The sequence below is a fragment of the Yersinia sp. KBS0713 genome, from assembly GCF_005937895.2.
GTDB lineage: Bacteria > Pseudomonadota > Gammaproteobacteria > Enterobacterales > Enterobacteriaceae > Yersinia > Yersinia bercovieri.
Window position 1 is genome coordinate 536,275 of sequence record NZ_CP042173.1, and the last position, 24,539, is coordinate 560,813.

The following is a 24,539-nucleotide window of genomic DNA, read 5'->3' on the forward strand; positions in this document are numbered from 1 at the left end:
GAGCTATTTTTAGGTGTGTTTTCGCAGCAGTTTGCGCAGCATTAAAATCAGAGATTCGCGCTCTTGATCATCCAGCACTTCGGCAAAAGCGCGAATGGCGTTGATATGACCCGGCAGCGCCTCTTTAATGACGCGGCGGCCAGCGGCGCTTAACGCAATTAAGCGGGAGCGCCCATCGGCATGAGTTCGGGTCATAGTAATCAATGGCTCGGGGATGGAGAGCATACGTTTGACCATGACGGAGACGGTCGCAGGGGCGACACCAATTCGCAATGCCAGCTCGCTGGCAGCAGTTTCGCCTTCGCCATAAAGTGACATTAATAGAATAAATTTACCTTCAGAAATGTCATATTTATCAGAAAGTTGTGCGTAAATACTCGAGCGAATTAAATCGGCTGTAGTGATCAGATTTAAGACTAAATCCACACCCGAAACATCTGTGTCGAGATTCTCTTGATTCTGCACGCGGGCCAGTGTCTCGCGGGTTGGCAACGCTCTTGCTTTATATTCCATATTGCCCACTTTTTTATTTAGCCGGCTAAATTATAGCGATGCAAAAGAAAATTACAATAAAGAAAAAGAGCCGAAAGGGGAGGCTACCCGCATCTTTCAGGCCAACTTTTGCTCTGTTAACCGTGATAGCGCAGGGCATCAACAAACAGTGAAAAGGCGGTGGTATGCTGCCTGCGGCTGGGGTAGTACAAATAGTAGCCAGGAAAGGGTTTGCACCAGGTCTCCAGTACGCGAATCAAGCTATCGCTGGAAATCTCATCTTTTACTGCATCCTCCGGTACGTATGCCAGACCAAAACCAATCACAGCGGCATCAATACGTTGGCGCAAACTATTGAAGGTGAGTTGACCATCAACCCGCACTTTTAGCTCACGTCCCGCCGTTTCGAACTCCCAAGCATAAAGGCCACCGATGGTTGGTAGGCGCATATTGATGCAACGATGATTTTGTAACTCTGCCGGGGTAGCAGGCACGCCATATTTAGCCAGATAAGTGGGGGAGCCGACCACGGCCATGCTCATATCTGGCCCAATCCGCACCGCAATCATATCCTTCGCGACTTGCTCCCCCAAACTTATGAGTTAAATTCATAGAACCATGCGAGTTTATCCCTCTAATCTTCCACTCAGGTATTTGCTACTTTCGCTCAGCGCACTAGCCAGCTTGAATTGAGGAATAACGATGAAATGACTCGCAGCGTCTACAGTTATATTGTCCATGTTAAGTCCGGCGGCTGTTGCCGCAGTGGAGGAAAAAGTGAAAATTACGCCAAGTGGTTCCCAGCCTTCTCGTTCAGGCCCAGAGAGTTACTTTAGCGGCCAGGTGCGCATTGATGCGCCTTTTCAGGCGACGCCATCTGCCCGTGTTGGTGGGGCTGCTTATCGCGTTTAAAGTTACTGTACTCATAATACCGGAGATACCAGATGACAATGAAAGTACTCGGTTATGCTGCCAAGTCAGCACAAGTTCCTTTGGCGCCGTTAGAGTTTACCCGCCGTGATCCTCGCCCCGATGATGTGGTGATGGAGGTGCTTTACTGTGGCGTTTGCCATTCTGATCTGCATCAGGCGCGCAACGACTGGGGGTTCAGCACCTATCCGCTGGTGCCTGGTCATGAAGTGGTTGGACGAGTGACGGCGGTCGGCAAAGATGTCACCAAATTCAAAGTGGGTGACTTTGCCGGCATTGGTTGCATGGTGGACTCCTGTCGCGTGTGCCAACCCTGTCAGCAGGGGCTGGAGCAGTATTGTGAAGTTGGCAATGTGCAAACTTACAATGGGGTTGATCGCCATGACCATACGCCAACCTTTGGTGGCTACTCACAAGCTATTGTTGCATCACAAGATTTTGTACTGAAAATGCCCGAAGGTCTAGATCTGAAAGCCGCCGCGCCACTGCTGTGCGCGGGTATCACCACCTGGTCGCCGCTACGTCATTGGAAAGTGGGTAAGGGCAGTAAAGTGGCGGTTGTCGGGTTGGGTGGCCTGGGCCATATGGCATTGAAGTTGGCCAATGCACTGGGTGCTGAAGTGACACTCTTTACCCGTTCAGCGAGTAAAGAGGCCGATGCCCGCCGTTTAGGGGCCGATCACATCGTGTTATCCACCGACGATTCACAGATGGCCGCCACTAAAGGGCAATTCGATCTGATTATCGATACCGTCCCTTACGTGCATGATATCAACCCTTACATGCCGACGCTGAATGTGGATGGCACACTGGTGTTTGTGGGGTTCTTGGGCGACCTCAGCCCGATGTTGAACACCATGCCATTGATTCTGGCGCGACGTTCGGTGGCGGGTTCATGCATTGGCGGCATAGCGGAAACCCAGGAAATGTTGGATTTCTGTGCCAAACATGGCATCGCCTCCGATATCGAGATGATCAACATTCAAGATATCAATGACGCCTACGAACGTATGCTGAAAAGCGATGTGAAATACCGTTTCGTGATTGATATGGCGTCGCTAAAAGCTTAAGTTGCCACTCTCACTGAGATGCCACTATTAGGTGGCATTTTTGGTGATAGCTACTCTGCTCACTCTGGCAAATCAATCAGTAGCGCCCGCAGTGGCGTCTCTGCTTTAATCACTAAATGCTGCTCTTCTTGCACAAAAGCCCCGTCGCCGCAGGTTAGGCGCTGAGCTTCGCTGACTTGTGGCCCCTCCACGGCAACTGTTCCATGAATGGATTGCAGATATGCCCTAGGGCCATGCAGATTAATCGTATATTGCTCACCCGCAGCTAAGTCCAGATGATGAATCCACACTTGTTGGCGCAGCTTCAGGCTACCCTGCTCGCCGTCAGGCGAAGCCAGTAGCCGCAATGGCTGAGTGCATAGTGACAAATGCTGAGCAGGATGACTCTCCTGCTCCGGGCAGGCATTGAGCCATAACTGAATGCGGGTTAAGGGTTGATCTGCACTTAGATTATGCTCGCTATAGCTGACACCGGGCTGCGTCGAGAAGAGCAGCACATCGCCGGTCTTGCCGCGTATATGGTTACCCAGACTATCCCGATACTCCGCTTCACCTTGCAAAATCAGATTCAGGATATCCACCCGTGGGTAGGTGCGCGGTTGGAATGAGGCACCGGGTGCCAGCACCTCCTGATTCAAGACGCGTAGTGAGGCGTAGCCTAATAATTTGGGATCAAAATAGTGGCCGAATGAGAAAGTATAGCGGGCCTGAAGCCAACCAAAGTCAGCTTGCCCGCACTGTTTTGCTGTTCTGCATGTGATCATGATGGCCTCCATACCCTGCGTACCTGGTATTACACTGTTGTTAGCGGCTGATCTGCAACACCAATGGTTTTGGGTATATATTGAAGAGATTAATCGATAAAGACATGGTATGCGTCTGGACGCCGGATTGTTAGCCAGTTAATCTGGTCGCTATATTCAAATTTCCTGATTGAGAAAATGATGGCCAAAGATCGGGCTCTAACGTTAGAAGCATTGAGAGTGATGGATGCCATTGATCGTCGTGGCAGTTTTGCAGCGGCGGCTGATGAGTTGGGGCGGGTGCCTTCTGCGTTAAGCTACACCATGCAAAAGCTTGAAGAGGAGCTGGATGTGGTGCTGTTTGACCGCTCTGGGCATCGCACCAAGTTTACCAATGTGGGCCGCATGTTGCTGGATCGTGGGCGGGTGCTGTTGGAAGCGGCAGATAAGTTAACCACCGACGCCGAGGCCTTGGCACGCGGTTGGGAAACCCACATTACTATCGTCAGTGAGGCGCTCTCACCTGCATGGAAACTCTTCCCGCTGGTGGACAAACTGGCGCTCAAAGCCAATACGCAAGTCTCTATTTTTACTGAAGTATTAGCCGGGGCATGGGAGCGATTAGAGCAGGGGCGGGCAGATATCGTGATAGCGCCCGACATGCATTTTCGCGCCTCCTCAGAGATTAACAGCCGCAAATTGTACAAAGTGACCAGCGTCTATGTTGCCAGCCCAGACCACCCAATCCATCTGGAGCCGGAACCGCTTTCAGAGCTGACGCGGGTGAAATACCGTGGTGTTGCTGTCGCCGATACTGCTCGTGAGCGGCCGGTGTTGACCGTGCAATTGCTGGATAAACAGCAGCGGTTGACTGTCAGTACCATTGAGGACAAACGGCGGGCGCTGTTAGCCGGTTTAGGGGTGGCGACCATGCCGTATGAGATGGTCGAAAAAGATATCGAAGCTGGACGTTTGCGGGTTGTCGGGCCGGAGTATAGCCGTGAGGCGGATATTATTATGGCGTGGCGGCGGGATAGTATGGGCGAGGCTAAGTCGTGGTGTCTGCGGGAGATCCCTAAGCTTTTGGGGCGAGGATAGGACGGCTTCGCCTTGAGTTGTTGTGTTGAGCGGCAAGGTGGATTTAGGCAAAGCGGCTATCTCGGCCATGAGGCTCCAGCAGATTTTGCTGCGGGCCGATGGAGATGATTCCATATGGATTGATGGTGCCGTGGCTGCGGTAGTAGTGATGGCGGATGTGGGCGAAATCCACTGTTTCAGCAATACCGGGCATCTGATAAATATCTCGCAGGAAACCATAGAGATTCGGGTAGTCGCTGATGCGCCGTTTATCACATTTGAAGTGGGTGACATAGACCGGATCGAAGCGCACCAGTGTGGTCCATAAGCGCAAATCGGCTTCGGTGAGTTGGTTACCGGTCAGATAGCGCTGTTTTGCTAAAATCTGTTCCAGTCGATCCAGGGCATCGAATAAGCTATTGACCGCTTCGTCATAGGCTGGCTGAGTGGTAGCAAATCCCGCCTTATACACCCCATTATTGACCTGATCGTAGACCCAGTCATTGATATCATCAATATCACTACGTAATGCCGCAGGGTAATAATCGCCAACTTTAGCTCCGATACCATCAAAAGAACTATTGAACATGCGAATGATGTCGGCTGATTCATTGCTAACGACAGTTTGCTGCTGCTTATCCCACAACACCGGAACTGTCACGCGCCCGCTATAAGCTGGGTCCGCGCGCAGATAGAGCTGATACAGATAATCGAGCTGATAAAGGTTATCGCCAGTAGCGGCGGGGAAATCGTCAGCGAAAGTCCAGCCATGTTCCTGCATCAGCGGGTGTACAACTGAAACGGAAATCAGAGGCTCCAGACCTTTTAGCGTACGCATCAGCAGAGTTCGATGGGCCCAAGGGCAGGCAAGCGAGACATATAAATGGTAGCGATTCGCCTCGGCGTTAAAACCCGCCTTACCCTGCGGGCCTGCCTCGCCATTTACCGTGACCCAATTGCGGAACTGCGAGCTACTGCGCTTGAAATGACCACCGGTAGATTGGGTGTCATACCAGATATCTTTCCATTCACCGTTAATTAACTGTCCCATCTATATCCCCTAAATAAACACGCCCTACCAAATGATAGGGCGCATTAATTATAGTCTAGTCGTCATGACTGCTTTTAGGCCTTGATTACCACTTTTTACCCAACAGGCGGTCGATACTGAAGCCACCAGGGCCGGCGACGGCCAGAACGATGAAACCGCCAGCGATGGTCAAGTTTTTCATAAACATCAGTTGGTTAACGCCTTCCACAAAGTTAGTGTGGAAGATCAATGCGGTCAAAATGGTAAAACCAGCAGTGAACAGCGCGGTGGTACGGGTCAAGAAACCAAACAAAATAGCCAGACCGCCGCCAAATTCCAACAAAATCGTCAGTGGCAGGAAGAAACCAGGGACACCCATGGCTTGCATGTATTGTTGGGTGCCAGCATAGGCATCACCCATTTTGCCGTAACCGGCCACAATAAACAGCATTGGCATCAGAATGCGCGCTACCAACAGGCCAGTATCTTGTAATTTGTTCATCGACGACTTCTCCAAAAAGTGATTTGTATTAATGCCGGGCATCTGCGGGCGTTAATGGTTAACAAAAGATGTTTTGTATGTGGTTGCCTGCTGGTGTTATCCCGCAAGTTTCCTGAGTTGATGAGAGAATGTTAGTGGAGAAGTTGAGAAGTTGTTAGCAAGTAAATCTGTTGGTTTTTATCAAAAAAATTGAACTGGGAAGCGCGAAATGCTGAAAACGCCCCACGCGGCTGCATGGTGACGATTCAGCGTAATAAAAAAGTGCGTCGAAACAATTGGATAGTGCCCCATGCACTGACGGCTCTGCGTGACCAGCGGATTAATTTGCTGGGGTGGCGAACACCGTATAACGCTAATAAGCTCGAACCAATCATCAAATATTTTCGCATACCGACGATTTGCGCCCAGCCACGATCATAAGGGGCGGTGACTTCAATCCAATGCGCAGCGCTGTTGGCGAGATCCAGACGTTGTTGCTGGATCTCACGTAACAATGCGGCCTTTTCCTGTGCTAATTGACGGCGGCTCAACGCTCTTTCTCCAATAGTTCGCGATCCGTTTGCAGTTGCTGACGAGTCGAACCTAGCAGTGTGGAGCGGCGCGCCTTGGTGAGTGTCCAGATAACACCAATTATCGCCAGTGCTAACAGCACCGCGGTGGTGGTTCCCAGCGCCATTAAGCGATAGACAGGGTCAATAGCCCAGATGACTAACACTAACAGACTCATTAAACCGAAAGCAGTAAACAGCAGGGTGATCCCCGCCATCATCAGCAACTGAATCAGTGTTGCCTTCTCTTCTTCCAGCTCAATGGCTACCAGCCGCACGCGGGTTTCGACCATGCCAACCACAATGGTGGCAATCCGATGAACAGTGTCGAGGACCCCTTTGCCGGGGCCCTTAGTTTGAGGTTGCTCAGCCATAATTAGCGGCGAGACAACAGAACGCCTAACACCACGCCAACTGCGGCACCGATACCGACGCCAGCCCAAGGGTTGTCGTGAACATAAGTGTCTGCTTTATCGGCAATTTCTTTGGTTTGGGCGGCGATTTTATCGCCAGTTTCGCTCAGACGCTCACGTGTATCTTTCAACGCGCTTTCTGCTTTGGCCCGCAGTTTGTCTAACTCAGCTTTCGGCTTATCGGTCGAAGATTGCAGTACTTCTTCTAACGTATCTGCCAGTGACTTAAGTTCAGCACGTAAATGTTCAGAGGTTTTATCTTGTGGCATGTAATAGCTCCTTAACATAACTGAGGTGAATACTAAACGTAACGAATATCTCCGGAGGTTAACAGGTTAATAATCCTAAAATAACCTCGGATGATTCGCTGTTTGTATTGTGAAAAACCAGGTTGCTACTTCTGTTCCTTAGCTTGCGTTAACTCAGCTTGTGCTTCTGTTAACTTCTTTTGCTGCTTGGAGATTTTGCTAGCATCACCTTTCTGCTGGGCTTCTTTCAGCTCTTGCTGACGCTCAGTGACTTTGTGCTGCTTTTGTCGAATTTTTTTCTGCCGTTCAGCTTTCAGATTTTCCGCAGTACAACTATTTTTAACTTCTTTTAACGCGGTTTCAAGCCCTGCGGCGCGGCGGGTATTGCCATGCTGTTTGGCATAATCTATCTGTTGTTGGATCTCTTTGGCTTTTATATCGCACTCATTATCAGCCGCCGCCTGAGTGGTACTCGAAAAGATGATGATAGGTAAAACCAACAGGAGAGAGTGACGTAATAACGTCGTACGTAACAACATAGTATTGCTTCCTTTTACAGCAAGATTCAGAGTCGAAACAGGTTGCCGTGAATGACTAAGCATAGCGCCGAATGATGTGATACCCAAGTTTACTACAGGATTTTTTATAGATTAATCAGATATCAGCAGAATAAAGGGGGAATAAAGGAGAAGCGACGACGGAGAGATCCCCTCCGTCGCGTGAATTACCCTACATTTTGTGTACTATTTCTGAATGCAGGTAATAATCGATGACGTTTTTTTGACTCACTCGAAACGATGACATAACCACTCGGTAAGATATCCTGCAATACCTCAATAGCTGCTTTCTGCTGCTCAGGGGATTCCAGATTCACCACCAGACTATCCTTCTCTGGGATGATACTTTTGATACGAATACCCCGCTGATCGAGATGTTGGTACAGATAAAACCCATCAGGCAGCGACAATCCCTGCTGATTCGGCCGAATTTTTAATGCACTCTCGGTGCGCAAAATTATCGGCGTAAACAGCAGTGCCGCCAACAACAAAGCTGTTACTGGCAGAGTAAGATAGTGCCAAACTGGGCGGCCAAAACGGCCCCTGAGCTTGATCACTCTGACTGACCTTTGTCATTACTGTCGTCAACGGGGGCGGCGTTCTTCTTGCGCCAAAGCACATACAAAGAGCCAAATAAGCCAATCACCAATAGCGCCAGTGGTAACAACATCAGGAAGAACATCACCTCATCTTCGTATTTAAGGAAGACCGGGGTTTTACCGAAAGCAAAGCCCATGGTGGTCAGAATCAACACCCACAGCAATCCACTCATCCAGTTAAAGAATTGAAAACGGGCATTACTCAGGCCAGAGAGACCGGCGATTGTTGGCAGCAAGGTGCGAACGAAGGCCAGGAAACGGCCAACCAGCAGGGCGGATAACCCGTGGCGGTGGAACAGATTGTGGGCGCGCTGATGATAATGAGCCGGCAGATGGGAGAGCCAGCCCTGTACCACTTTGGTATTCCCCAACCATCGCCCCTGAATATAGCTGACCCAGCACCCAAGGCTGGCTGCGGTGGTCAAAACGACGAGTGTGACCGGGAAACTCATGGCACCTTTTGAAATCAGTACGCCAACCAGAATCAGCAGGCTATCGCCCGGTAAAAATGCTGCCGGAAGCAAACCATTTTCCAGAAAAAGTATTACAAACAGCAGGATATAGATGGCCCACACCAGAGACGGGTTAGCCAGCGTCTCATAGTCTTGTGCCCATAAAGCATGTAAGAGTTCTTTAATGATATCCATCTGGTATTCCTAAAACGTCATTGTTATATATCCTTCGTACTTAAAGCTGCGGGGGGGGTGTTTTGCTTACCTGCAACTGCAATTACTTTGGGTATATCCGTTAGTTTATAAACACGATCCGCGAAGATATCTGATAGTTTTCGTATTTAAACGATGGTTTTGATAAAGGTATTCAAAACAAACCCATTCGCTGATATCAACAGGTAAATGTACTTCTCGCTGTGACAACTTTGAGGTTATGACAACGGAAAAGTCATCACATCATCATGGTGGTAGGTAAGCATCCCGCTATATTGAATATTACTCTCTTTCCAGCCACCCACACGATTTCGCTGTGTCGATACATGGAATATCCAGTTGGAATAATTCACCAGTGGCAGTGATTGCCGTGGCTGTTTATAGATCTCATCCGCCCGACTGCTGCGTAATGTAACCAGGTTTGCACTAACCCAGCTGTTATTGGCCAATGAAGGATTGGCAGAACCGGTAAATTTGGCCGCCCCCAGCCGATTTTTTATGGCGGTTTTCTTGGCTGGCACACCCACCAGACGTAATTGCGAGTGTATGACGCTATTTTGTAGGCTCAGGAAGGAGGAAAATGCACTGGCGGATGGTGGCGTAGCGCTAACAAGAGATGTGTCAGAATAAACAGCACTCTGCGCGGATAACGCCATGCCTGATGGGCTGGAATTGGTGTGCAAGGGCATGCCACCGGAGACCGAGCCGGCCCAGCCAGACATTGCAATAAATAGAGCAAACAACCAGCGCATATATTTGCGTTTCGCTCCCAAAGCACCCGAATAAAAAAGTGCTGCCACTTTAGCAAAATAGCGGGATATGAAACAGGGAAATATAGATGCCAACTGGGCATTTATTAACCAATGGTTTAAAAACAGGTCTCACACTGACATTTGCTGACAGAACTCGACATTTGCTGACCCCAAAGCGCTATATTCATGGGGGAAGAGAAACAATAGTGTGAGTTTCTCTCCCCCTCGATTTTCCACTGCGCTTGGGTGTTAGCGGCGTTCACTCACCCCAATCTCTTTGGGGATGTCGAGGTGAACCACCGGGTTTTCTGTGAACAGATAGCGGTCCACATTAAATTCGAAATCATCGGTCGTGGCGCGGAATAACATCTGTTTGGTGTTCTCCAGATGTTGCCACATGGCGAGTTTACTGGCGTAGGGATCTTTGCGCATCAAGGCTTCAAGGATCCGGTCGTGATCTTCGCACCAGCTCTCGATCGACTTATCGTCAATGTGCTCATGGAGCTTGAGCCAATAAGGGTTATGCACCCGCTGGCTCCACATTTTTTCGACAATCGTGGCCATGGCGGTATTTTGGGTCGCCAACGCCACCTGCACGTGGAACTTGAGATCCCACTGCGAATCACGGAAACGATCTTCCTGCCGGGCATGTTTCTGGATCTCGATCAACTGCACAATATCTTGCCGTGTCACTTGGGTAGCGGCGAATTCTGCAATATTACTCTCAATCAATTGGCGCGCCTGTAGCAGCTCAAAAGGGCCTGCGGTGGCGAACTCAATACCGTGATTGGGCATCACCAGGTGCTTTTGCTGATTCGACATCACATGGATGCCGGAGCCTTTACGCACTTCGACGTAACCCTCCACTTCCAGCATGATAATCGCTTCACGGACCACGGTTCGGCTGACATTCATCTCTTCGGAAATGTAGCGTTCTGCGGGCAATTTATCACCTACCGGATAAACACCCGCTTCGATTCGCTGCTTTAACTCTGCGGCTAACTGCTGGTACAACCGTCTGGTTTCTGTGAATTCCATGATTAAGGCTCTTGGATCAACTGAGGCCGCATATTTTGCGGCTCATTTTGTCTGGAAGGCTTGATATCCCAAAGGAGATATAATTGGACTTGTTATACCACTTATCCCTACTGGGTTCTAGTCATTGCGATCACAGTTGTGATGGATAACGCGCGGTATATCGGGGCTGAGAGATAATAAAAAAACCCGGCAAATAGTGGCCGGGTTTTCATTGAGGCGCAGAGTTAATGATCGCTAATGGGATCAGTTCTGTCCGGCCGGTGTTTGCTGAATGGGGTCGAGAGCCGGTTCAGCTGCCGGACGGTTTTGCAGTACAGTCCAGATAACCACTACCGCTAACACGTCAAACACGGCGAGGGCGGCAAATAGTGGGCTGAAGCCCATGGTATCTGCCAAGGCACCGACCACCAGAGCAAACATGGTACTGGCAGTCCAGGCCGCCATACCGGTCAAGCCGTTAGCTGTTGCCACTTCGTTTCGACCAAAGACGTCAGACGACAACGTAATCAGTGCGCCAGAGAGTGATTGGTGAGCAAAGCCCCCAACACACAGCAGTGCGATCGCAGCATAAGGGCTAGTGAACAGGCCGATAGTCCCTGGTGCAATCATTAACAGGCCACCCATGGTTACCACTAACTTACGGGAAACAATCAGGTTAACTTTGAAATGCTTCTGGAAGAGTGGCGGCAGGTAGCCACCCAAAATGCAGCCCAAATCGGCAAACAGCATTGGCATCCAGGCAAACATGGCGATCTCTTTCAGGTTAAAGCCATAAGCTTTGAACATGAACAGCGGGATCCACGCGTTAAACGTACCCCAGGCAGGCTCTGCCAGGAAACGTGGGATCGCAATACCCCAGAACTGACGGTTACGGATAATCTGCAATGCAGACATCTTTTTAGCATTAGCGGTTGAGTGCTGTGCTTCCTGACCACTGAGGATGTATTCGCGCTCTTCATCAGTCAGTTTTTTCTGATCTTTCGGGTGTTTGTAGAGAATCAACCAGGCAATAGCCCAAATCAGGCTGAGCACACCGGTGATGATAAATGCCATCTGCCAGCTATGCATCACGATAGCCCACACCACTAATGGTGGTGCGATCATGCCGCCGATTGAGGAGCCGACGTTGAAGTAACCCACGGCAATAGAGCGCTCTTTTGCCGGGAACCATTCACTACTGGCCTTCAGGCCCGCAGGGATCATAGCAGCCTCTGCCATACCTACCGCACCACGGGCGATAGCTAAACCACCCCAGCTGCTAGCCAACGCGGTGCTCATACAGAAGATGGCCCACATAATGGCAAACATGGCATAGCCCACTTTAGTGCCCATGACATCCAGAACATAACCGGCTACCGGTTGCATTAAGGTGTAAGCAGCAGAATAAGCGGCGATAATGTAAGAATATTGCTGTGTTGTGATATGTAACTGCTCTTGCAACGTCGGTGCGGCAACAGCTATCGCGTTACGTGTTAGGTAACCCAATATCGTGCCGACGGTGACCAAAGCGATCATATACCAGCGTAAGCCTTTAATTTTACGCACCATTTATAACTTTCTCCCAGTCTAAGATTACTGCTATGAATTGCAGTCTGTAGCCGCATTTCATGGCGCAATTTGGTCCAACCCGACATTGCTGTGCATGCGGAGGTACCTGACCTTTCTTAATTAGCATTGCAGTGGTGTTAGCTGCCGACCTGCAACCCCATTACTTTGGGTCATGCCTTCTTTTTTGAGTTGAGGCTCGAATGCATTGGCAGCCTCAACTACTTTGGGTATCCCTTCCTATTGAGAGCCGCTGTGCTGTAACTGCTCTCACTCTTACTTGTCTATTCCCATTCAAGGTCAAATCAGCGCGGTTGATCGAACAAGGCGGATGAGATGACTGAGGACGACGCAACAATAACTTGTCATACAGATTTAAAAGTTGAGTGATATCACAAAAACCACTTTTCAATTAGGGAATAATAGAACCCGACAGACTTAGTGCCGCAAGGGACTAAATAGACTATAAATGTTGAGTATTTGTTCTTTTTGTTAGCTTTTTGCGATCTCTATCGATAAAAAAATGCTGGACGATAGATGAAATTGGTGTGATAACTTCGCGATAACAGGAAGCAGTACTCGAAGATGTACTCAAGTGAGGAACCTAATATGTCGCAGTTTTTGACCGAAGACTTTTTGCTCGACACCGAATTCGCCCGTCGTCTCTATCATGACTATGCAAAAGATCAGCCGATTTATGATTATCACTGCCATTTACCCCCAGAACAGATTGCAGAAAATTACCGCTTTAAGAATCTGTATGACATCTGGTTGAAAGGTGACCACTATAAATGGCGTGCGATGCGGACCAATGGTGTAGCCGAACGTCTGTGTACCGGTGATGCCAGTGACCGTGAGAAGTTCGAAGCTTGGGCGGCAACGGTTCCTCATACCATCGGTAACCCGCTGTATCACTGGACGCATCTGGAGTTACGTCGTCCATTTGGTATTACAGGCAAATTATTGTCACCGGCAACCTCAGAAGAGATCTGGCAGCGCGGTAACGAATTACTGGCTCAGGACAACTTCTCTGCACGCGGAATCATGCAGCAGATGAATGTCAAAATGGTCGGCACCACAGATGACCCTATTGATGACCTGCGCCACCACAAAGCCATTGCCGCCGATGGCAGCTTTAACATTAAAGTGTTGCCAAGCTGGCGCCCGGACAAAGCTTTCAACATTGAAGCCGCCGGTTTTAACGACTACATGCAGCGCCTGGAAGCTGCCGCCGATACCTCTATCAGCCGTTTTGCCGATCTCTGTAGCGCACTGAACAAACGTATGGATCACTTTGCCGCCCACGGCTGTAAAGTTTCTGACCATGCGCTGGACGTGGTGGTTTACGGTGAAGCTGACGAAGCCACACTGGATGCAATTTTAGCCCGCCGTCTGGCAGGCAATCAGCCGAGCACTGAAGAGATTGCCCAGTTTAAGACCGCCGTATTGCTATTCCTGTCTGGCGAATATCATCGCCGCGAATGGGTACAGCAGTACCATATCGGCGCGCTACGTAACAATAACAGCCGCATGTTTAATCTGGTGGGGCCGGATATCGGTTTTGACTCCATCAATGACCAACCGCTGGCGCAACCTCTGTCCCGCTTGTTGGATGCACAGGGCCTGCGTAATGCTCTGCCAAAAACCATCCTTTACTGCTTGAACCCACGGGATAACGAAGTGATCGGCACCATGGTCGGAAACTTCCAGGGCGAAGGCGCGGCAGGAAAAATGCAGTTTGGTTCCGGCTGGTGGTTCAACGACCAGAAAGATGGTATGCAGCGCCAAATGACCCAGCTGGCACAGCTTGGTTTGCTCAGCCGCTTTGTTGGCATGCTGACAGATAGCCGCAGCTTCTTATCTTATACCCGCCATGAATACTTCCGCCGCATCCTCTGCCAGATGATTGGCCGTTGGGTTGAGGATGGTGAAGCGCCTGCGGATATTGAGCTGCTGGGTTCAATGGTGAAAAACATCTGTTTCGATAACGCGAAACAGTATTTCGCCATCGAGCTGTAAGCGCCCGAGCTGTTTGAGCGATAAATCGCTGGTAATAAATCACGGGGCTGTATGCCAGCCCCGCATAACTTTAACTTATTGTTTTTTAACGCCCGGCTGCGCTGCGACCAAGACCTTATCGGCAACGAAAGGCTTGCCTGCAAAGCACGGACTGTCAGCGATGATGGGTCCACGCCTGTATGCGTTATGAGGTGAATCCTGATGCAAACCCTGAATCGTCGTGACTTTCCCGGCCGTAGCCATCCAGACAAAATTATTCAATTCGGCGAAGGTAACTTTCTGCGCGCTTTTGTCGACTGGCAGATTGATCTACTGAACGAGCATACCGACCTCAATGCTGGGATCGTGGTGATCCGCCCGATCGACACTGATTTTCCGCCATCACTCAGTACACAGGATGGCCTGTACACGGCGGTGATCCGTGGGTTGAACGAGCAGGGCGAAGCGGTGCGTGAATCCCGCCTGATCCGCTCCGTTAACCGCGAAATCAATATCTACCGCCAATTCGATGAGTACCTGGCGCTGGCCCGCGATGCCAATATCCGCTTTATGTTCTCTAACACCACAGAAGCAGGGATTGCCTGGAACGAAGCGGATCAATTCAGCGATGCGCCACCTAGCTCTTTCCCGGCTAAATTGACCCGCCTGCTGTTCGAACGTTTTGAACATTTTGCCGGTGCCGCAGATAAAGGCTGGGTGCTACTGCCTTGCGAACTGATTGATTACAATGGCGAAGCTCTGCGCGAGTTAGTGCTGCGCTATGCCAGCCATTGGCAACTGCCAGCCGAATTCAGCCAGTGGTTGACTGAAAATAACTGCTTCTGCTCAACATTGGTTGACCGTATCGTCACCGGCTACCCACGTGATGAAGTGGCGGCGCTGCAAACTGAACTGGGTTATCAGGACAGTTTCCTCGACACTGCAGAGTACTTCTATCTGTTTGTTATTCAAGGGCCAAAAGAGTTGGCGCAAGAGTTGCGTCTGGATCAGTTGGATCTGAATGTGCGCATCGTCGATGACATCAAACCCTACAAAGAGCGCAAAGTGGCTATCCTGAATGGCGCCCACACCGCGCTGGTGCCGGTGGCTTACCTCTCTGGCCTGGAGACTGTCGGTCAGACCATGGATGACGCGCAGATCAGCAGCTTTGTAGAGAAAACCATAACTGAAGAGATTGTGCCGGTACTGGACTTACCGGAAGAGGAGTTGTTGTCATTCTCACAGGCGGTATTGAGCCGTTTCCGCAACCCGTTCATTCAGCATCAATTGCTATCTATCGCCTTGAATGGCATGACAAAATTCCGCACCCGTATCTTGCCGCAGTTGCTGACTTATCAGCAGCAGCAAGGCAAATTACCGCCACGCCTGACTTTTGCCCTCGCGGCATTGATCGCCTTTTACCGTGGCGAACGTGAAGGTCAAACTTACCCATTGCAGGATGATGCCTACTGGCTGGAGCGTTTTTCCACCCTGTGGAGCGGCGTAAAACACAGCGACATTACGCTGGCTGAATTGGTTCACAGTGTGTTGTCCGATGCGGCCCATTGGGGGCAGGATTTGACCGCGCTGCCGCAACTGGCCGATCAGGTGACAGAACAACTGCAATCCATCATTGATCGCGGTATGAGAGCTGCGGTAGCGGCATACAGCTAAAGGTTTAACTATGCAAAGTATTATAAAAATTCACCCGTTGGATAATGTTGCTGTCGCACTGCAAGACCTGGCCGCTGATGAAGTGATTGAATGCGGGGAGTTTAGCGTTAAGCTAGCTCAGCCGGTGGGACGTGGGCATAAATTTGCCTTAACCGCCATCGAACCTGGCCAGATGATCGTTAAGTATGGTTTGCCTATCGGTCATGCATTAACCCTGATCCAGCCGGGCGAACATATTCATTCGCAAAATGCTAAAACCAACCTGAGCGACCTGGATGAGTATCAGTACCAGCCAGAGTTCAGTGAGTTGCCGCCGCAAATGGCGGATCGTGAGGTGCAGATCTATCGCCGCGCCAATGGCAACGTGGGTATCCGCAATGAGCTGTGGATAGTCCCAACCGTGGGTTGTGTGAATGGGATCGCGCGCCAGATCCAGCAACGTTTCCTAAAAGAGACGCAAGACGCTGAAGGTATTGATGGCGTCTATCTGTTCAGCCACCCATTCGGCTGTTCACAGCTAGGTCAGGATCACGAAAATACCCGCACCATGCTACAAAACATGGTGCGTCACCCGAATGCCGGTGCGGTGTTGGTGATTGGTTTGGGCTGCGAAAACAATCAGGTGGACGTTTTCCAGACCACACTAGGTAAGGTTGATGAAGAGCGAGTGCACTTTATGGTGTGCCAGCAGCAGGATGATGAAGTCGAAGCGGGCCTCGAGCATCTGCGCGCCTTATATCAAGCGATGCGCGATGATAAACGCGTTCCGGGTAAACTGAGCGAGTTGAAGTTTGGGCTGGAGTGCGGCGGTTCTGATGGTTTGTCCGGTATTACGGCCAACCCGTTGCTAGGGCGCTTCTCCGACTATGTGATTGCTAACGGCGGCACATCGGTGCTGACTGAAGTTCCGGAGATGTTCGGTGCGGAGCGCATCTTGATGAGCCGCTGCCGTGATGAAGCCACGTTTGAAAAGACCGTCAGCATGGTCAACGACTTCAAACAGTACTTTATTGCGCACAACCAACCGATTTATGAAAACCCATCACCGGGCAATAAAGCGGGCGGTATCACAACTCTGGAAGAGAAATCCCTTGGCTGCACCCAGAAAGCGGGGCAGAGCAAAGTGGTGGATGTGCTGAAGTATGGTGAGCGCTTACAACGCCCTGGCCTGAATTTGCTCAGCGCACCGGGCAATGACGCGGTGGCAACCAGCGCATTAGCCGGGGCCGGCTGCCATATGGTGCTGTTTAGTACCGGCCGTGGCACACCTTACGGCGGTTTTGTTCCGACAGTCAAACTGGCAACCAATAGCGAACTGGCCGCCAAGAAACCCCATTGGATCGATTTTGATGCGGGTAAGCTGATTCATGGCACCTCAATGGAGAGCTTACTGACTGAGTTTGTTGATCTGATAGTTGACATTGCAGACGGCAAACCCGCTCGCAATGAAGTGAACGATTTCCGTGAACTGGCGATCTTTAAAAGTGGCGTCACCTTGTAAATAGCATGGTTTTTAATTAATATGAAACGGCGTTTTATTTTTATCAATAAGACGCCGTACTCCAGGTACGAAGGGGATTGATTATTAATTTGTAAGACACAGTGCGGCCAGCCGCACGCCAGGACTCTCCTACCATGACCTTCTATTGGTTTGCCCAAGCCGTTGGTGTACTGGCATTTTTTGTCGGTATCACCATGTTCTTCAACCGCGATGAGCGGCGTTTCAAACTTCAACTCTCCGCCTACAGTGCCATTATTGGCTGCCATTTCTTTCTGATGGGGGCCAGTGCCGCCGGTAGCAGCGCCATGCTTAATGCATTGCGCAATCTGGTGGCCGCCAAAACCCGCAGCAATATTGCGATGATTGTGTTTATCATCCTAACACTGGCATTTGGTCTTTGGCGTATGCAGCACGCGATAGAGATATTACCGATTTTTGGTACTGTGATCAGTACCTGGGCCATGTTCCGCACCCGTGGCCTGACAACCCGTTGCGTGATGTGGATATCCACTGTCTGCTGGCTTATCCATAATGTTTGGCTGGGGTCTATTGGTGGGTCATTGATTGAAGGCAGTTTCTTGCTGTTAAACGGGTTTAATATTATCCGTTTCCGTCGGCTGCAATTAAAAGGGATAGACCCTTTTAAGGTGGAGGAAAAAGCGACGAAAGAGGAAGCGGCCCAATAAAAACGGGGGCCATAAGCCCCCGATAATCATTATAGCGATCAATATCAGACGATTTTACGACTCGCCAGCGGATCTGGATCCGCCAGTCTTGCATCGTCAGCCTGACAGGCCGCGGCAGTAAACAACACGTCGGTTGAGGAGTTCAGCGCAGTTTCAGCTGAGTCCTGCAATACGCCGATAATGAAACCAACCGCCACCACTTGCATCGCCACTTCGTTCGGAATACCAAACATGCCACATGCCAGCGGGATCAGCAGCAGTGAGCCACCGGCCACACCGGATGCACCACAGGCGCAGATTGCCGCGACCACACTTAACAGCAGGGCAGTTGGCAGATCGACGGGAATACCCAGAGTATGAACTGCCGCCAGTGTCAGCACGGTGATGGTAATCGCCGCACCCGCCATGTTGATGGTGGCACCCAATGGAATGGAGACCGAATAGGTGTCTTCATTCAGGTTCATCTTCTTGCACATCTCCATGTTCACTGGAATGTTAGCGGCTGAACTGCGGGTAAAGAAGGCGGTAACGCCACTTTCGCGCAGGCAGGCAAACACCAATGGATAGGGATTGCGGCGGATTTTCCAGTAAACAATCAATGGGTTAACCACTAATGCTACCAGCAACATACAGCCTATCAAGACCACCAACAGCTGTGCATACCCTAACAACACGCCAAAACCGGTTTCTGCCATGGTTGAGGAGACCAGACCGAAAATACCCAGTGGTGCGAAGCGGATAACCACACGTACCACTTTGGTTACGGCATCAGACATATCATTAATCAATGCTTTGGTGGTATCAGCTGCATGACGTAAGGCAACACCCAGCCCCACAGCCCAGGCCAAAATACCAATATAGTTGGCATTCAGCAGTGCATGGATTGGGTTTGCGACCACACTGCTCAGCAAACCTTTCAACACTTCGACAATCCCACTTGGCGGGGTAATTTCGGCAGTGCTGGTCGCCAGAATGAGGGTTGATGGGAACAGGAAGCTAATCACCACGGCAATCAGTGCCGCTGAAAAAGTGCCTAACAAATATAAAAACAGAATAGGGCGGATACTGGTTTTCTGCCCCTGCTTATGGTTGGCAATTGAGGCCATTACCAGCATTAACACCAGAACGGGTGCCACCGCTTTTAATGCGCCAACAAACAGTGTACCGAGCAGGCCGACAGCCGTTGCTGCTGGGGTAGAGACTAACGCTAAAATAATACCGGCAATCAAACCGACCAGTATCTGTTTCACTAAGCTGCCGCGGATAATAAATCCGATGAATCCAGAAGGTGTCTTTTCCATAGTTTTCCAGTGATGCCTCTTCCCAAGTTGAACTTGTTTTATTTTTAGTCGATCAACGCCTGAGCCGGAACGTGGCCAGGCGATTATTCCCACACCTGTAACTTAGTATTATTTGTAACTGGGTGTGTTTGCATTGACAGTATAAGGGAATCTATTGGGCAGGAAAGAGGCAATCAGCAAAATCCAATAGAGATCAAATTTGCATAACATTTTGTTTACATTTATGTGATCGCAATAACATTTGGCTGATGGAGCGAAGTGCAAAATAAGTGCGGGGTTATAATCACCCCGCATAATATATTGTGTCGCTAAAGGGACTATTTATGGTCAGCTTTATCTGCTGCAGAGTGGCGGTCTGCACGATGATTCACCCAAAGGTTAATCAATAATGTCAGAGCCAAAATACCGGCCACCACACCTAACGAAATGCCGATAGGGATATGGAACAGATCGATAATCATCATTTTGACACCGATGAACACCAAAATAACCGATAGGCCGTACTTCAACATGGAGAAGCGCTCTGCCACGTTTGCCAGCAAGAAATACATGGCGCGTAGGCCTAAAATGGCAAACAGGTTAGAGGTCAACACAATAAAGGGATCAGTTGTAACGGCGAAGATGGCCGGAATACTGTCGACGGCGAAAATAACATCACTCAACTCAACCAGAATCAATACCAGCACCAGTGGCGTGGCGTAGAGCAGGCCGTTTTTACGCACAGTAAAGCGGTCGCCGTGCAACTCGTCAGTCATGCGCAGATGGTTACGAATCCAGCGAACCAGTGGTTTTTCGCCAATCGGTGTATCGTCTTCTTTCGCCATTGCCATTTTGATACCGGTAAACAGCAGGAAGGCCCCGAATAGATAGAGGATCCAGCTAAATTGCGACACCAGCCAACTTCCGGCAAAGATCATGATGGTACGCAGCACAATCGCACCCAGTACGCCGTAGATCAGTACACGGCGCTGCAAATTGGCAGGGACAGCAAAATAGCTAAACAGCATCAGCCAGACGAAGACGTTATCAACCGCCAGTGCTTTTTCAATCAGATAGCCGGTCAGGAAGGCGAGCGCTTGTTTGTCGGCAATTTCACGACCGACGGTTTCGGCCAGATACCACCAGAAACCGGCGTTAAACAGCAAAGACAAGCTAACCCAGACTAATGACCAGCAAGCTGCCTGGCGCAGTGTCATGGTTTGCGAGCCACGGCGGCCCTGCAACAGTAAGTCGATGGCGAGCATGATCGTCACCACAACAGCAAAACTACCCCACAGTAAGGGAGTACCCACGGTATTCATCATTAAGGAACCTCATAAAAACAAAAACGGCCAACGTCGGAAGACGCCAGCCGCTATGTCTGAGCTGCAAGCAAACCTCGCCTTCCGGCAAGGTCTCACTTACAACTCTACTAATGCAAAAGCCCTAAACAGGCACTGGTACATTAATGAGGTTGCCCGGTAACCGGGTGCTTTCGCACCGTAATGACGGCAAACCGGCAATGAAGTTACTCCCCTTTGCCGCGCAAAAATAATAGAAAACGGCCTGCGGGTCAATCACTGAAACAAAAAATTAACTTATCGCTGGCGGCTGGGTATCTGCCGGGAAGATAACGCCGGTTTGACGGCGAATCTCCGTCTGAATACGGGATGTCAGTAGTGATAGCTGCAACCCATCGTGTTCCACCTGCTTATTTTCAACCAGATTGGCAAAAACCTCAGCTTCATACAGCATAGTATTAATATGCTGCGGTTGCGTCAGGTCTTGTGAGTGGCTGCCGCGTGGCGTAAAAGCCACGGATTGGCATTCAGAGATGCTCTCGATAACCAACGAGCCATCTTCGCCCTGAATTTCACTAGGAATATCTGATTGGCTGACTTTCGAATGGATGATAGCCACATCAAAATCACCGTAATTCAGACAAATAGTGCCGTGGGCATCCACCCCGCTGGGCAACAGGCTTGCACTTGCGAGCACTGATTTTGGCTCACCCCACAATGCCAGTGCACTGGCCAGACAGTAGTAGCCAATATCCATGATCGAGCCGTTAGAAAACGCCGGATTAAACGTGTTGGGATTTTCACCATTCAGATAGCGTTGATAGCGGGAGGAGTACTGACAGAAATTAATAAAAGCTTTCCGCAGTTTACCCACTCGCGGCAGTGACTGTTTTAACTGAATAAAATTAGGTAGATAGGCTGTTTTAAAGGCTTCAAACAGAACCACTTGATGCTCGCGGGCGCAGGCGACCAGTGATTCGACCTCTGCCAGATTCGAGGCCAATGATTTTTCGCAAATAACGTGTTTTTTATGGCTAAGGAGCAGTTTAGCCTGAGGGTAATGTAAGGAGTTCGGGCTGGCGATATACACTGCATCAATTTGATCACTCGCCGCCAGCGCTTCCAGATCATCAAAGCATTCAGTAACGTTATAATCAGCACCAAACTTTTCAGCTTGATCCCGTTTACGGGAGTAAACCGCGACCAGTTTTATTTTGCCACTTTCGTGGGCAGCATCAACAAAGCGCGCGGTGATCCAATTGGTGCCAATAACGGCTAAACGAATCATAGTGAACTCCATTCCTACAGAAGAAAAACACGTGAACGGCCAGATTATCATGACCCTGGAGTCACCGATGGGTTTTCTCCGATTTACCTGTAAATGCTAGTAAATCGTGCCAAAAAGATCCAAGTGTGTCAGATAGAGGCGAGTATCAAACTCTAGCTGATGATATTGCGACTCCATATGACAGCACAAACTGTAGAATGCTTTGTTGTGATCTTTCTCTTTTAAATGAGCCAGTTCGTGCACCACTATCATTTTGAGAAAAGCTTCAGGGGCATTTTTAAACACCGTGGCGACGCGGATCTCTGCTTTGGCTTTTAATTTGCCCCCCTGCACTCTGGAAATCGCAGTGTGCAAGCCAAGCGCATGTTTCATAACCTGAATTTTGCTGTCGTAGGCAACTTTACTCAGTGGTTGAGCATTGCGCAGATACTGGTTCTTTAGATCAATCGTATATTGGTACAGCATTTTATCTGTATTTAAATCATGAGGTTGTGGGTATCGCTGGCGCAATACACTCCCCAGCCGCTGGTCAGTGATAAGTTGGCGTACCTGGGATTGTAACTGTTCGGGATAACCTTGCAGATAGCTTAGTTCCTGCATATGTATTTGCTCTGCCTAATTTGATGAATCTATTGATAGTGCTGATAGCCTGATAATAACGTTTTCCTGTTGTTTAGACAAAAAATGACCAATGCCAGCATCACTATCATACTTTGCCAGCATTGGTCGTTTTGAGCTAAAGCGGGAACTTAAAAGTGGTAATTCCCCCCAATGATGGCCTGCGTCTCGGCGTATTTATGCTGGCCGAATTGTTGGCCTACATTCGCCCACAGCTGTAGGTTGTTGCTGATTTTACTTTCAATACCCAATTTCAGTTCAGCAATATGACGATAACCTTGTGGTGTAACATGGGTGTGGTTTAGCCAGACACCTTCGCTCGTGCGGTTATGTTTCCAATTAGCTTCAAAGGAGGGGCTGACTTGCAGCTTTTTAGCCGATGAAGTATCAACATCAAATTCCAGTGCTGTGCGTACACCTAATTTGGTCGCGATGGAGCTGTTCTCCTTGATGGTTATTTGTGTTCCAGTGCTTTCCTGATGTGTCAGCCCACTGGCACGCTGCGAGGATACTTTCATATTTGGTTGTATAGAGAATCTGACCTTCTCTTTTTCGATCAGCTGAATGGTGTAACCTGATTCCAATGTATTAGTTAATAGATAAGACCTATAATTCGTGGCCACTTGATCGCCGGGCATCTTAATTTGATTTTTGAAAAAACTGTATTGCGTGAGCAAACCAACATAAGGCCCGAGCTTAGTTTTATTATTGGCATACCAGATATTATATAGGCCAAGGTTATAGCCCTCTACCGATCCCAGGGACAAAATAATAGAAGAAGCAGAATAGCTACTGCTTTTGGCCCGACCTAAACCGGCAGTGATACCCAGAAGCCCCTGATCGTTTCCGCCACTGCTCCATTTGCTCAGTGGCCCGCCGAGTTGGATAGTGTAGCGAGAACTTTTTGTATGCAGCTGTTTGTCGCCCGAATGAAAATGGTTTGTGGCGCTAGAGCTATTCAACCACATATTGGTCGTTTTTTTCTTACTGCTTATTGGGTCAATGTAGAGAGCTTCCCTCTGGCGATATTGTAGGTCATCGGTGGTAAACATCTGTTGAGCGGCTATCTGGTTCGCGATATAGCTACCGATCTGTGGGTTATCTCCAATCATGGGGGCTGGTTTAGCTACAGGTTTAACTACAGGTTTTGCTACAGGTTTTGCTTTGGCTGTGATTTTGGGGGCAGGCAGTTTAGGTTTCGTTGCTTGCGGTGCATTGCCTGTTTTTACAGGAACTTTAGTGGGCAAAGGTTTCTTAGTTTTTGTAGTCTTTTCCTGCACGGCCTGTTCTTGGTCATACTGATCCCAATATTTCTGTTTCTGCTCCTTATTGATTTTCTCCTCCCACTTCGGGTACATTTTATTCAGTTGTTCCCGTTGCTGGTGGATCTGTTTTTGCAGATACTCTAATTTTTCCTTTTGGCTCTGATTTGGATGCAGTCTCTCCTGATTAGCTTCATTCTCTAGGTGGGTATAGTGTCGCGCCATCTTCCGCATCTGAGCCAATTGCTCGCTTTCTTTTTTTCCAATATCAACACTCGCCCATGCTGCGTTATTGCTCAGTATAAGTAACAGAATACTAATGGCTTTGGCGCAAGGTGCTAAACGATGGGGGATATGATATTTAAATGAATTTGAGGGGAGTGAAGAATGGCCCGGCTGTATAGAATTTAATAAGGACATTATTTATTTACCTTCCTGGTAATTGATACTTCAGTTGCTGGCTATAGACATTATCGATGATAGAAATAACACGTAAGCTGGAGTGATAACTTTGCTTGTAATATTTAAAGATAAATCATTAATTTTTTAGTTTTTAATATTGATGGTGACTTGTTACTTAATTAAGTAAATGAATTAGTGATAATGGCAAATCAATTAGTAATGCGATTTTATATTCGAGAAACTATTCTATGTTTAGCCGGTAAAAATTGAATGTATTGATAATGATTTGACATTAAAATAATAATTAATAAGATATGATC

At 49.2% G+C, this 24,539-nt stretch carries 24 protein-coding genes and 2 pseudogenes; 7 read left to right on the plus strand and 19 right to left on the minus strand.

Annotated features, from left to right (window positions below):
- Nucleotides 1-9 precede the first annotated feature (9 nt).
- Nucleotides 10-513 carry a MarR family winged helix-turn-helix transcriptional regulator gene (locus FFE93_RS02550; RefSeq protein ID WP_049602882.1) on the minus strand — a complete coding sequence of 168 codons (504 nt, stop codon included), beginning with the start codon at nt 511-513 and terminating at the stop codon, nt 10-12.
- 116 nt (nt 514-629) lie between these two features.
- A pseudogene (locus FFE93_RS02555) lies at nt 630-1,091 on the minus strand (LysR substrate-binding domain-containing protein); the annotation flags it as partial.
- 139 nt (nt 1,092-1,230) lie between these two features.
- Here FFE93_RS02555 and FFE93_RS02560 point away from each other — a divergent pair.
- Together FFE93_RS02560 and FFE93_RS02565 are read left to right on the plus strand one after the other, a co-directional pair.
- A pseudogene (locus tag FFE93_RS02560) lies at nt 1,231-1,389 on the plus strand (cupin domain-containing protein); the annotation flags it as partial.
- 47 nt (nt 1,390-1,436) lie between these two features.
- Nucleotides 1,437-2,492 carry an NAD(P)-dependent alcohol dehydrogenase gene (locus FFE93_RS02565; protein WP_032898504.1) on the plus strand — a complete coding sequence of 352 codons (1,056 nt, stop codon included), beginning with the start codon at nt 1,437-1,439 and terminating at the stop codon, nt 2,490-2,492.
- 59 nt (nt 2,493-2,551) lie between these two features.
- Here the strand turns inward: FFE93_RS02565 and FFE93_RS02570 are convergent, their stop codons facing one another.
- A complete protein-coding gene (locus FFE93_RS02570; RefSeq protein WP_032898505.1) occupies nt 2,552-3,256 on the minus strand; it encodes a pirin family protein in 705 nt (234 codons plus the stop codon).
- Between the two features lie 180 nt (nt 3,257-3,436).
- On the opposite strand from FFE93_RS02570, the gene FFE93_RS02575 reads away from it, so the two are divergent.
- The gene (locus tag FFE93_RS02575; protein ID WP_004877882.1) at nt 3,437-4,333 is read left to right on the plus strand and encodes a LysR family transcriptional regulator; all 897 of its coding nucleotides are present in this window, start codon (nt 3,437-3,439) and stop codon (nt 4,331-4,333) included.
- A 43-nt stretch (nt 4,334-4,376) separates the two neighbouring features.
- On the opposite strand, the gene FFE93_RS02580 is transcribed toward FFE93_RS02575, so the two are convergent.
- From FFE93_RS02580 to FFE93_RS02630, 11 genes are all read right to left on the minus strand, one after another.
- Nucleotides 4,377-5,363 (minus strand): glutathione S-transferase family protein, encoded by a 987-nt coding sequence (locus FFE93_RS02580; protein ID WP_138774739.1) that lies wholly within the window; start codon nt 5,361-5,363, stop codon nt 4,377-4,379.
- 85 nt (nt 5,364-5,448) lie between these two features.
- Nucleotides 5,449-5,844, minus strand: coding sequence for a DoxX family protein (locus tag FFE93_RS02585; protein ID WP_032898506.1), 396 nt, complete (start codon nt 5,842-5,844; stop codon nt 5,449-5,451).
- 245 nt (nt 5,845-6,089) lie between these two features.
- Nucleotides 6,090-6,374 (minus strand): YqjK-like family protein, encoded by a 285-nt coding sequence (locus tag FFE93_RS02590; RefSeq protein ID WP_032898507.1) that lies wholly within the window; start codon nt 6,372-6,374, stop codon nt 6,090-6,092.
- Complete coding sequence (locus FFE93_RS02595; RefSeq protein WP_005277231.1) at nt 6,371-6,766, minus strand: phage holin family protein; 396 nt, start codon at nt 6,764-6,766, stop codon at nt 6,371-6,373. The genes FFE93_RS02590 and FFE93_RS02595 overlap by 4 nt, the downstream gene beginning before the upstream one ends.
- A gap of 2 nt (nt 6,767-6,768) precedes the next feature.
- Nucleotides 6,769-7,074, minus strand: a complete 306-nt coding sequence (locus FFE93_RS02600) for a YqjD family protein (protein WP_005277233.1) — start codon at nt 7,072-7,074, stop codon at nt 6,769-6,771.
- Between the two features lie 125 nt (nt 7,075-7,199).
- On the minus strand, nt 7,200-7,592 hold the full coding sequence (locus FFE93_RS02605; protein ID WP_138774740.1) for a DUF1090 domain-containing protein: 393 nt from the start codon (nt 7,590-7,592) through the stop codon (nt 7,200-7,202).
- 185 nt (nt 7,593-7,777) lie between these two features.
- Nucleotides 7,778-8,167, minus strand: coding sequence for an EnvZ/OmpR regulon moderator MzrA (gene mzrA, locus FFE93_RS02610; protein WP_054872725.1), 390 nt, complete (start codon nt 8,165-8,167; stop codon nt 7,778-7,780).
- Complete coding sequence (locus tag FFE93_RS02615) at nt 8,164-8,856, minus strand: DedA family protein (RefSeq protein WP_005277243.1); 693 nt, start codon at nt 8,854-8,856, stop codon at nt 8,164-8,166. Before FFE93_RS02615 ends, mzrA begins: the two co-directional genes overlap by 4 nt.
- 236 nt (nt 8,857-9,092) lie before the next feature.
- Nucleotides 9,093-9,626 (minus strand): hypothetical protein, encoded by a 534-nt coding sequence (locus tag FFE93_RS02620; protein WP_005277246.1) that lies wholly within the window; start codon nt 9,624-9,626, stop codon nt 9,093-9,095.
- Between the two features lie 249 nt (nt 9,627-9,875).
- Nucleotides 9,876-10,664 carry a transcriptional regulator ExuR gene (exuR, locus tag FFE93_RS02625; protein ID WP_032898511.1) on the minus strand — a complete coding sequence of 263 codons (789 nt, stop codon included), beginning with the start codon at nt 10,662-10,664 and terminating at the stop codon, nt 9,876-9,878.
- 243 nt (nt 10,665-10,907) lie between these two features.
- Complete coding sequence (locus FFE93_RS02630; protein ID WP_005277252.1) at nt 10,908-12,212, minus strand: MFS transporter; 1,305 nt, start codon at nt 12,210-12,212, stop codon at nt 10,908-10,910.
- Between the two features lie 606 nt (nt 12,213-12,818).
- Here FFE93_RS02630 and uxaC point away from each other — a divergent pair.
- The 4 genes from uxaC to FFE93_RS02650 all read left to right on the plus strand — a co-directional run bounded on the left by uxaC (nt 12,819) and on the right by FFE93_RS02650 (nt 18,068).
- Nucleotides 12,819-14,228: a glucuronate isomerase gene (gene uxaC / locus FFE93_RS02635; protein WP_005277254.1), complete on the plus strand. Its 1,410-nt coding sequence runs from the start codon at nt 12,819-12,821 to the stop codon at nt 14,226-14,228.
- Nucleotides 14,229-14,429: 201 nt separating this feature from the next.
- Complete coding sequence (locus FFE93_RS02640) at nt 14,430-15,881, plus strand: tagaturonate reductase (RefSeq protein ID WP_005277258.1); 1,452 nt, start codon at nt 14,430-14,432, stop codon at nt 15,879-15,881.
- Between the two features lie 10 nt (nt 15,882-15,891).
- Nucleotides 15,892-17,382 carry a UxaA family hydrolase gene (locus FFE93_RS02645; RefSeq protein WP_005277259.1) on the plus strand — a complete coding sequence of 497 codons (1,491 nt, stop codon included), beginning with the start codon at nt 15,892-15,894 and terminating at the stop codon, nt 17,380-17,382.
- 134 nt (nt 17,383-17,516) lie between these two features.
- Nucleotides 17,517-18,068, plus strand: coding sequence for a YgjV family protein (locus FFE93_RS02650; protein WP_049602891.1), 552 nt, complete (start codon nt 17,517-17,519; stop codon nt 18,066-18,068).
- 44 nt (nt 18,069-18,112) lie between these two features.
- Here FFE93_RS02650 and sstT read toward each other — a convergent pair whose 3' ends face one another.
- From sstT to FFE93_RS02675, 5 genes are all read right to left on the minus strand, one after another.
- Complete coding sequence (sstT, locus tag FFE93_RS02655) at nt 18,113-19,369, minus strand: serine/threonine transporter SstT (protein ID WP_005277262.1); 1,257 nt, start codon at nt 19,367-19,369, stop codon at nt 18,113-18,115.
- Nucleotides 19,370-19,686: 317 nt separating this feature from the next.
- Nucleotides 19,687-20,673, minus strand: coding sequence for a TerC family protein (locus FFE93_RS02660; protein WP_005277265.1), 987 nt, complete (start codon nt 20,671-20,673; stop codon nt 19,687-19,689).
- Between the two features lie 268 nt (nt 20,674-20,941).
- Nucleotides 20,942-21,937: a Gfo/Idh/MocA family protein gene (locus FFE93_RS02665; RefSeq protein ID WP_005277270.1), complete on the minus strand. Its 996-nt coding sequence runs from the start codon at nt 21,935-21,937 to the stop codon at nt 20,942-20,944.
- Between the two features lie 96 nt (nt 21,938-22,033).
- Complete coding sequence (locus FFE93_RS02670) at nt 22,034-22,537, minus strand: M48 family metallopeptidase (RefSeq protein WP_005277273.1); 504 nt, start codon at nt 22,535-22,537, stop codon at nt 22,034-22,036.
- 149 nt (nt 22,538-22,686) lie between these two features.
- Entirely contained in the window at nt 22,687-24,237 is a 1,551-nt protein-coding gene (locus FFE93_RS02675) for an autotransporter outer membrane beta-barrel domain-containing protein (RefSeq protein WP_138774741.1), read from the minus strand.
- Between the last annotated feature and the right edge of the window lie 302 nt (nt 24,238-24,539).

What these genes read in the sequence shown, in the direction of transcription:
- FFE93_RS02585 (WP_032898506.1), bottom strand. Translation starts at nt 5,844, where the DNA reads ATGAACAAATTACAAGATACTGGCCTGTTGGTAGCGCGCATTCTGATG.
- FFE93_RS02550 (WP_049602882.1), bottom strand. Translation starts at nt 513, where the DNA reads ATGGAATATAAAGCAAGAGCGTTGCCAACCCGCGAGACACTGGCCCGC.
- FFE93_RS02615 (WP_005277243.1), bottom strand. Translation starts at nt 8,856, where the DNA reads ATGGATATCATTAAAGAACTCTTACATGCTTTATGGGCACAAGACTAT.
- FFE93_RS02670 (WP_005277273.1), bottom strand. Translation starts at nt 22,537, where the DNA reads ATGCAGGAACTAAGCTATCTGCAAGGTTATCCCGAACAGTTACAATCC.
- FFE93_RS02580 (WP_138774739.1), bottom strand. Translation starts at nt 5,363, where the DNA reads ATGGGACAGTTAATTAACGGTGAATGGAAAGATATCTGGTATGACACC.
- FFE93_RS02565 (WP_032898504.1), top strand. Translation starts at nt 1,437, where the DNA reads ATGACAATGAAAGTACTCGGTTATGCTGCCAAGTCAGCACAAGTTCCT.
- FFE93_RS02630 (WP_005277252.1), bottom strand. Translation starts at nt 12,212, where the DNA reads ATGGTGCGTAAAATTAAAGGCTTACGCTGGTATATGATCGCTTTGGTC.
- FFE93_RS02605 (WP_138774740.1), bottom strand. Translation starts at nt 7,592, where the DNA reads ATGTTGTTACGTACGACGTTATTACGTCACTCTCTCCTGTTGGTTTTA.
- FFE93_RS02575 (WP_004877882.1), top strand. Translation starts at nt 3,437, where the DNA reads ATGGCCAAAGATCGGGCTCTAACGTTAGAAGCATTGAGAGTGATGGAT.
- FFE93_RS02570 (WP_032898505.1), bottom strand. Translation starts at nt 3,256, where the DNA reads ATGATCACATGCAGAACAGCAAAACAGTGCGGGCAAGCTGACTTTGGT.
- FFE93_RS02620 (WP_005277246.1), bottom strand. Translation starts at nt 9,626, where the DNA reads ATGCGCTGGTTGTTTGCTCTATTTATTGCAATGTCTGGCTGGGCCGGC.
- FFE93_RS02650 (WP_049602891.1), top strand. Translation starts at nt 17,517, where the DNA reads ATGACCTTCTATTGGTTTGCCCAAGCCGTTGGTGTACTGGCATTTTTT.
- exuR (WP_032898511.1), bottom strand. Translation starts at nt 10,664, where the DNA reads ATGGAATTCACAGAAACCAGACGGTTGTACCAGCAGTTAGCCGCAGAG.
- FFE93_RS02640 (WP_005277258.1), top strand. Translation starts at nt 14,430, where the DNA reads ATGCAAACCCTGAATCGTCGTGACTTTCCCGGCCGTAGCCATCCAGAC.
- uxaC (WP_005277254.1), top strand. Translation starts at nt 12,819, where the DNA reads ATGTCGCAGTTTTTGACCGAAGACTTTTTGCTCGACACCGAATTCGCC.
- FFE93_RS02660 (WP_005277265.1), bottom strand. Translation starts at nt 20,673, where the DNA reads ATGATGAATACCGTGGGTACTCCCTTACTGTGGGGTAGTTTTGCTGTT.
- FFE93_RS02665 (WP_005277270.1), bottom strand. Translation starts at nt 21,937, where the DNA reads ATGATTCGTTTAGCCGTTATTGGCACCAATTGGATCACCGCGCGCTTT.
- FFE93_RS02595 (WP_005277231.1), bottom strand. Translation starts at nt 6,766, where the DNA reads ATGGCTGAGCAACCTCAAACTAAGGGCCCCGGCAAAGGGGTCCTCGAC.
- FFE93_RS02645 (WP_005277259.1), top strand. Translation starts at nt 15,892, where the DNA reads ATGCAAAGTATTATAAAAATTCACCCGTTGGATAATGTTGCTGTCGCA.
- FFE93_RS02675 (WP_138774741.1), bottom strand. Translation starts at nt 24,237, where the DNA reads ATGTCCTTATTAAATTCTATACAGCCGGGCCATTCTTCACTCCCCTCA.
- FFE93_RS02600 (WP_005277233.1), bottom strand. Translation starts at nt 7,074, where the DNA reads ATGCCACAAGATAAAACCTCTGAACATTTACGTGCTGAACTTAAGTCA.
- sstT (WP_005277262.1), bottom strand. Translation starts at nt 19,369, where the DNA reads ATGGAAAAGACACCTTCTGGATTCATCGGATTTATTATCCGCGGCAGC.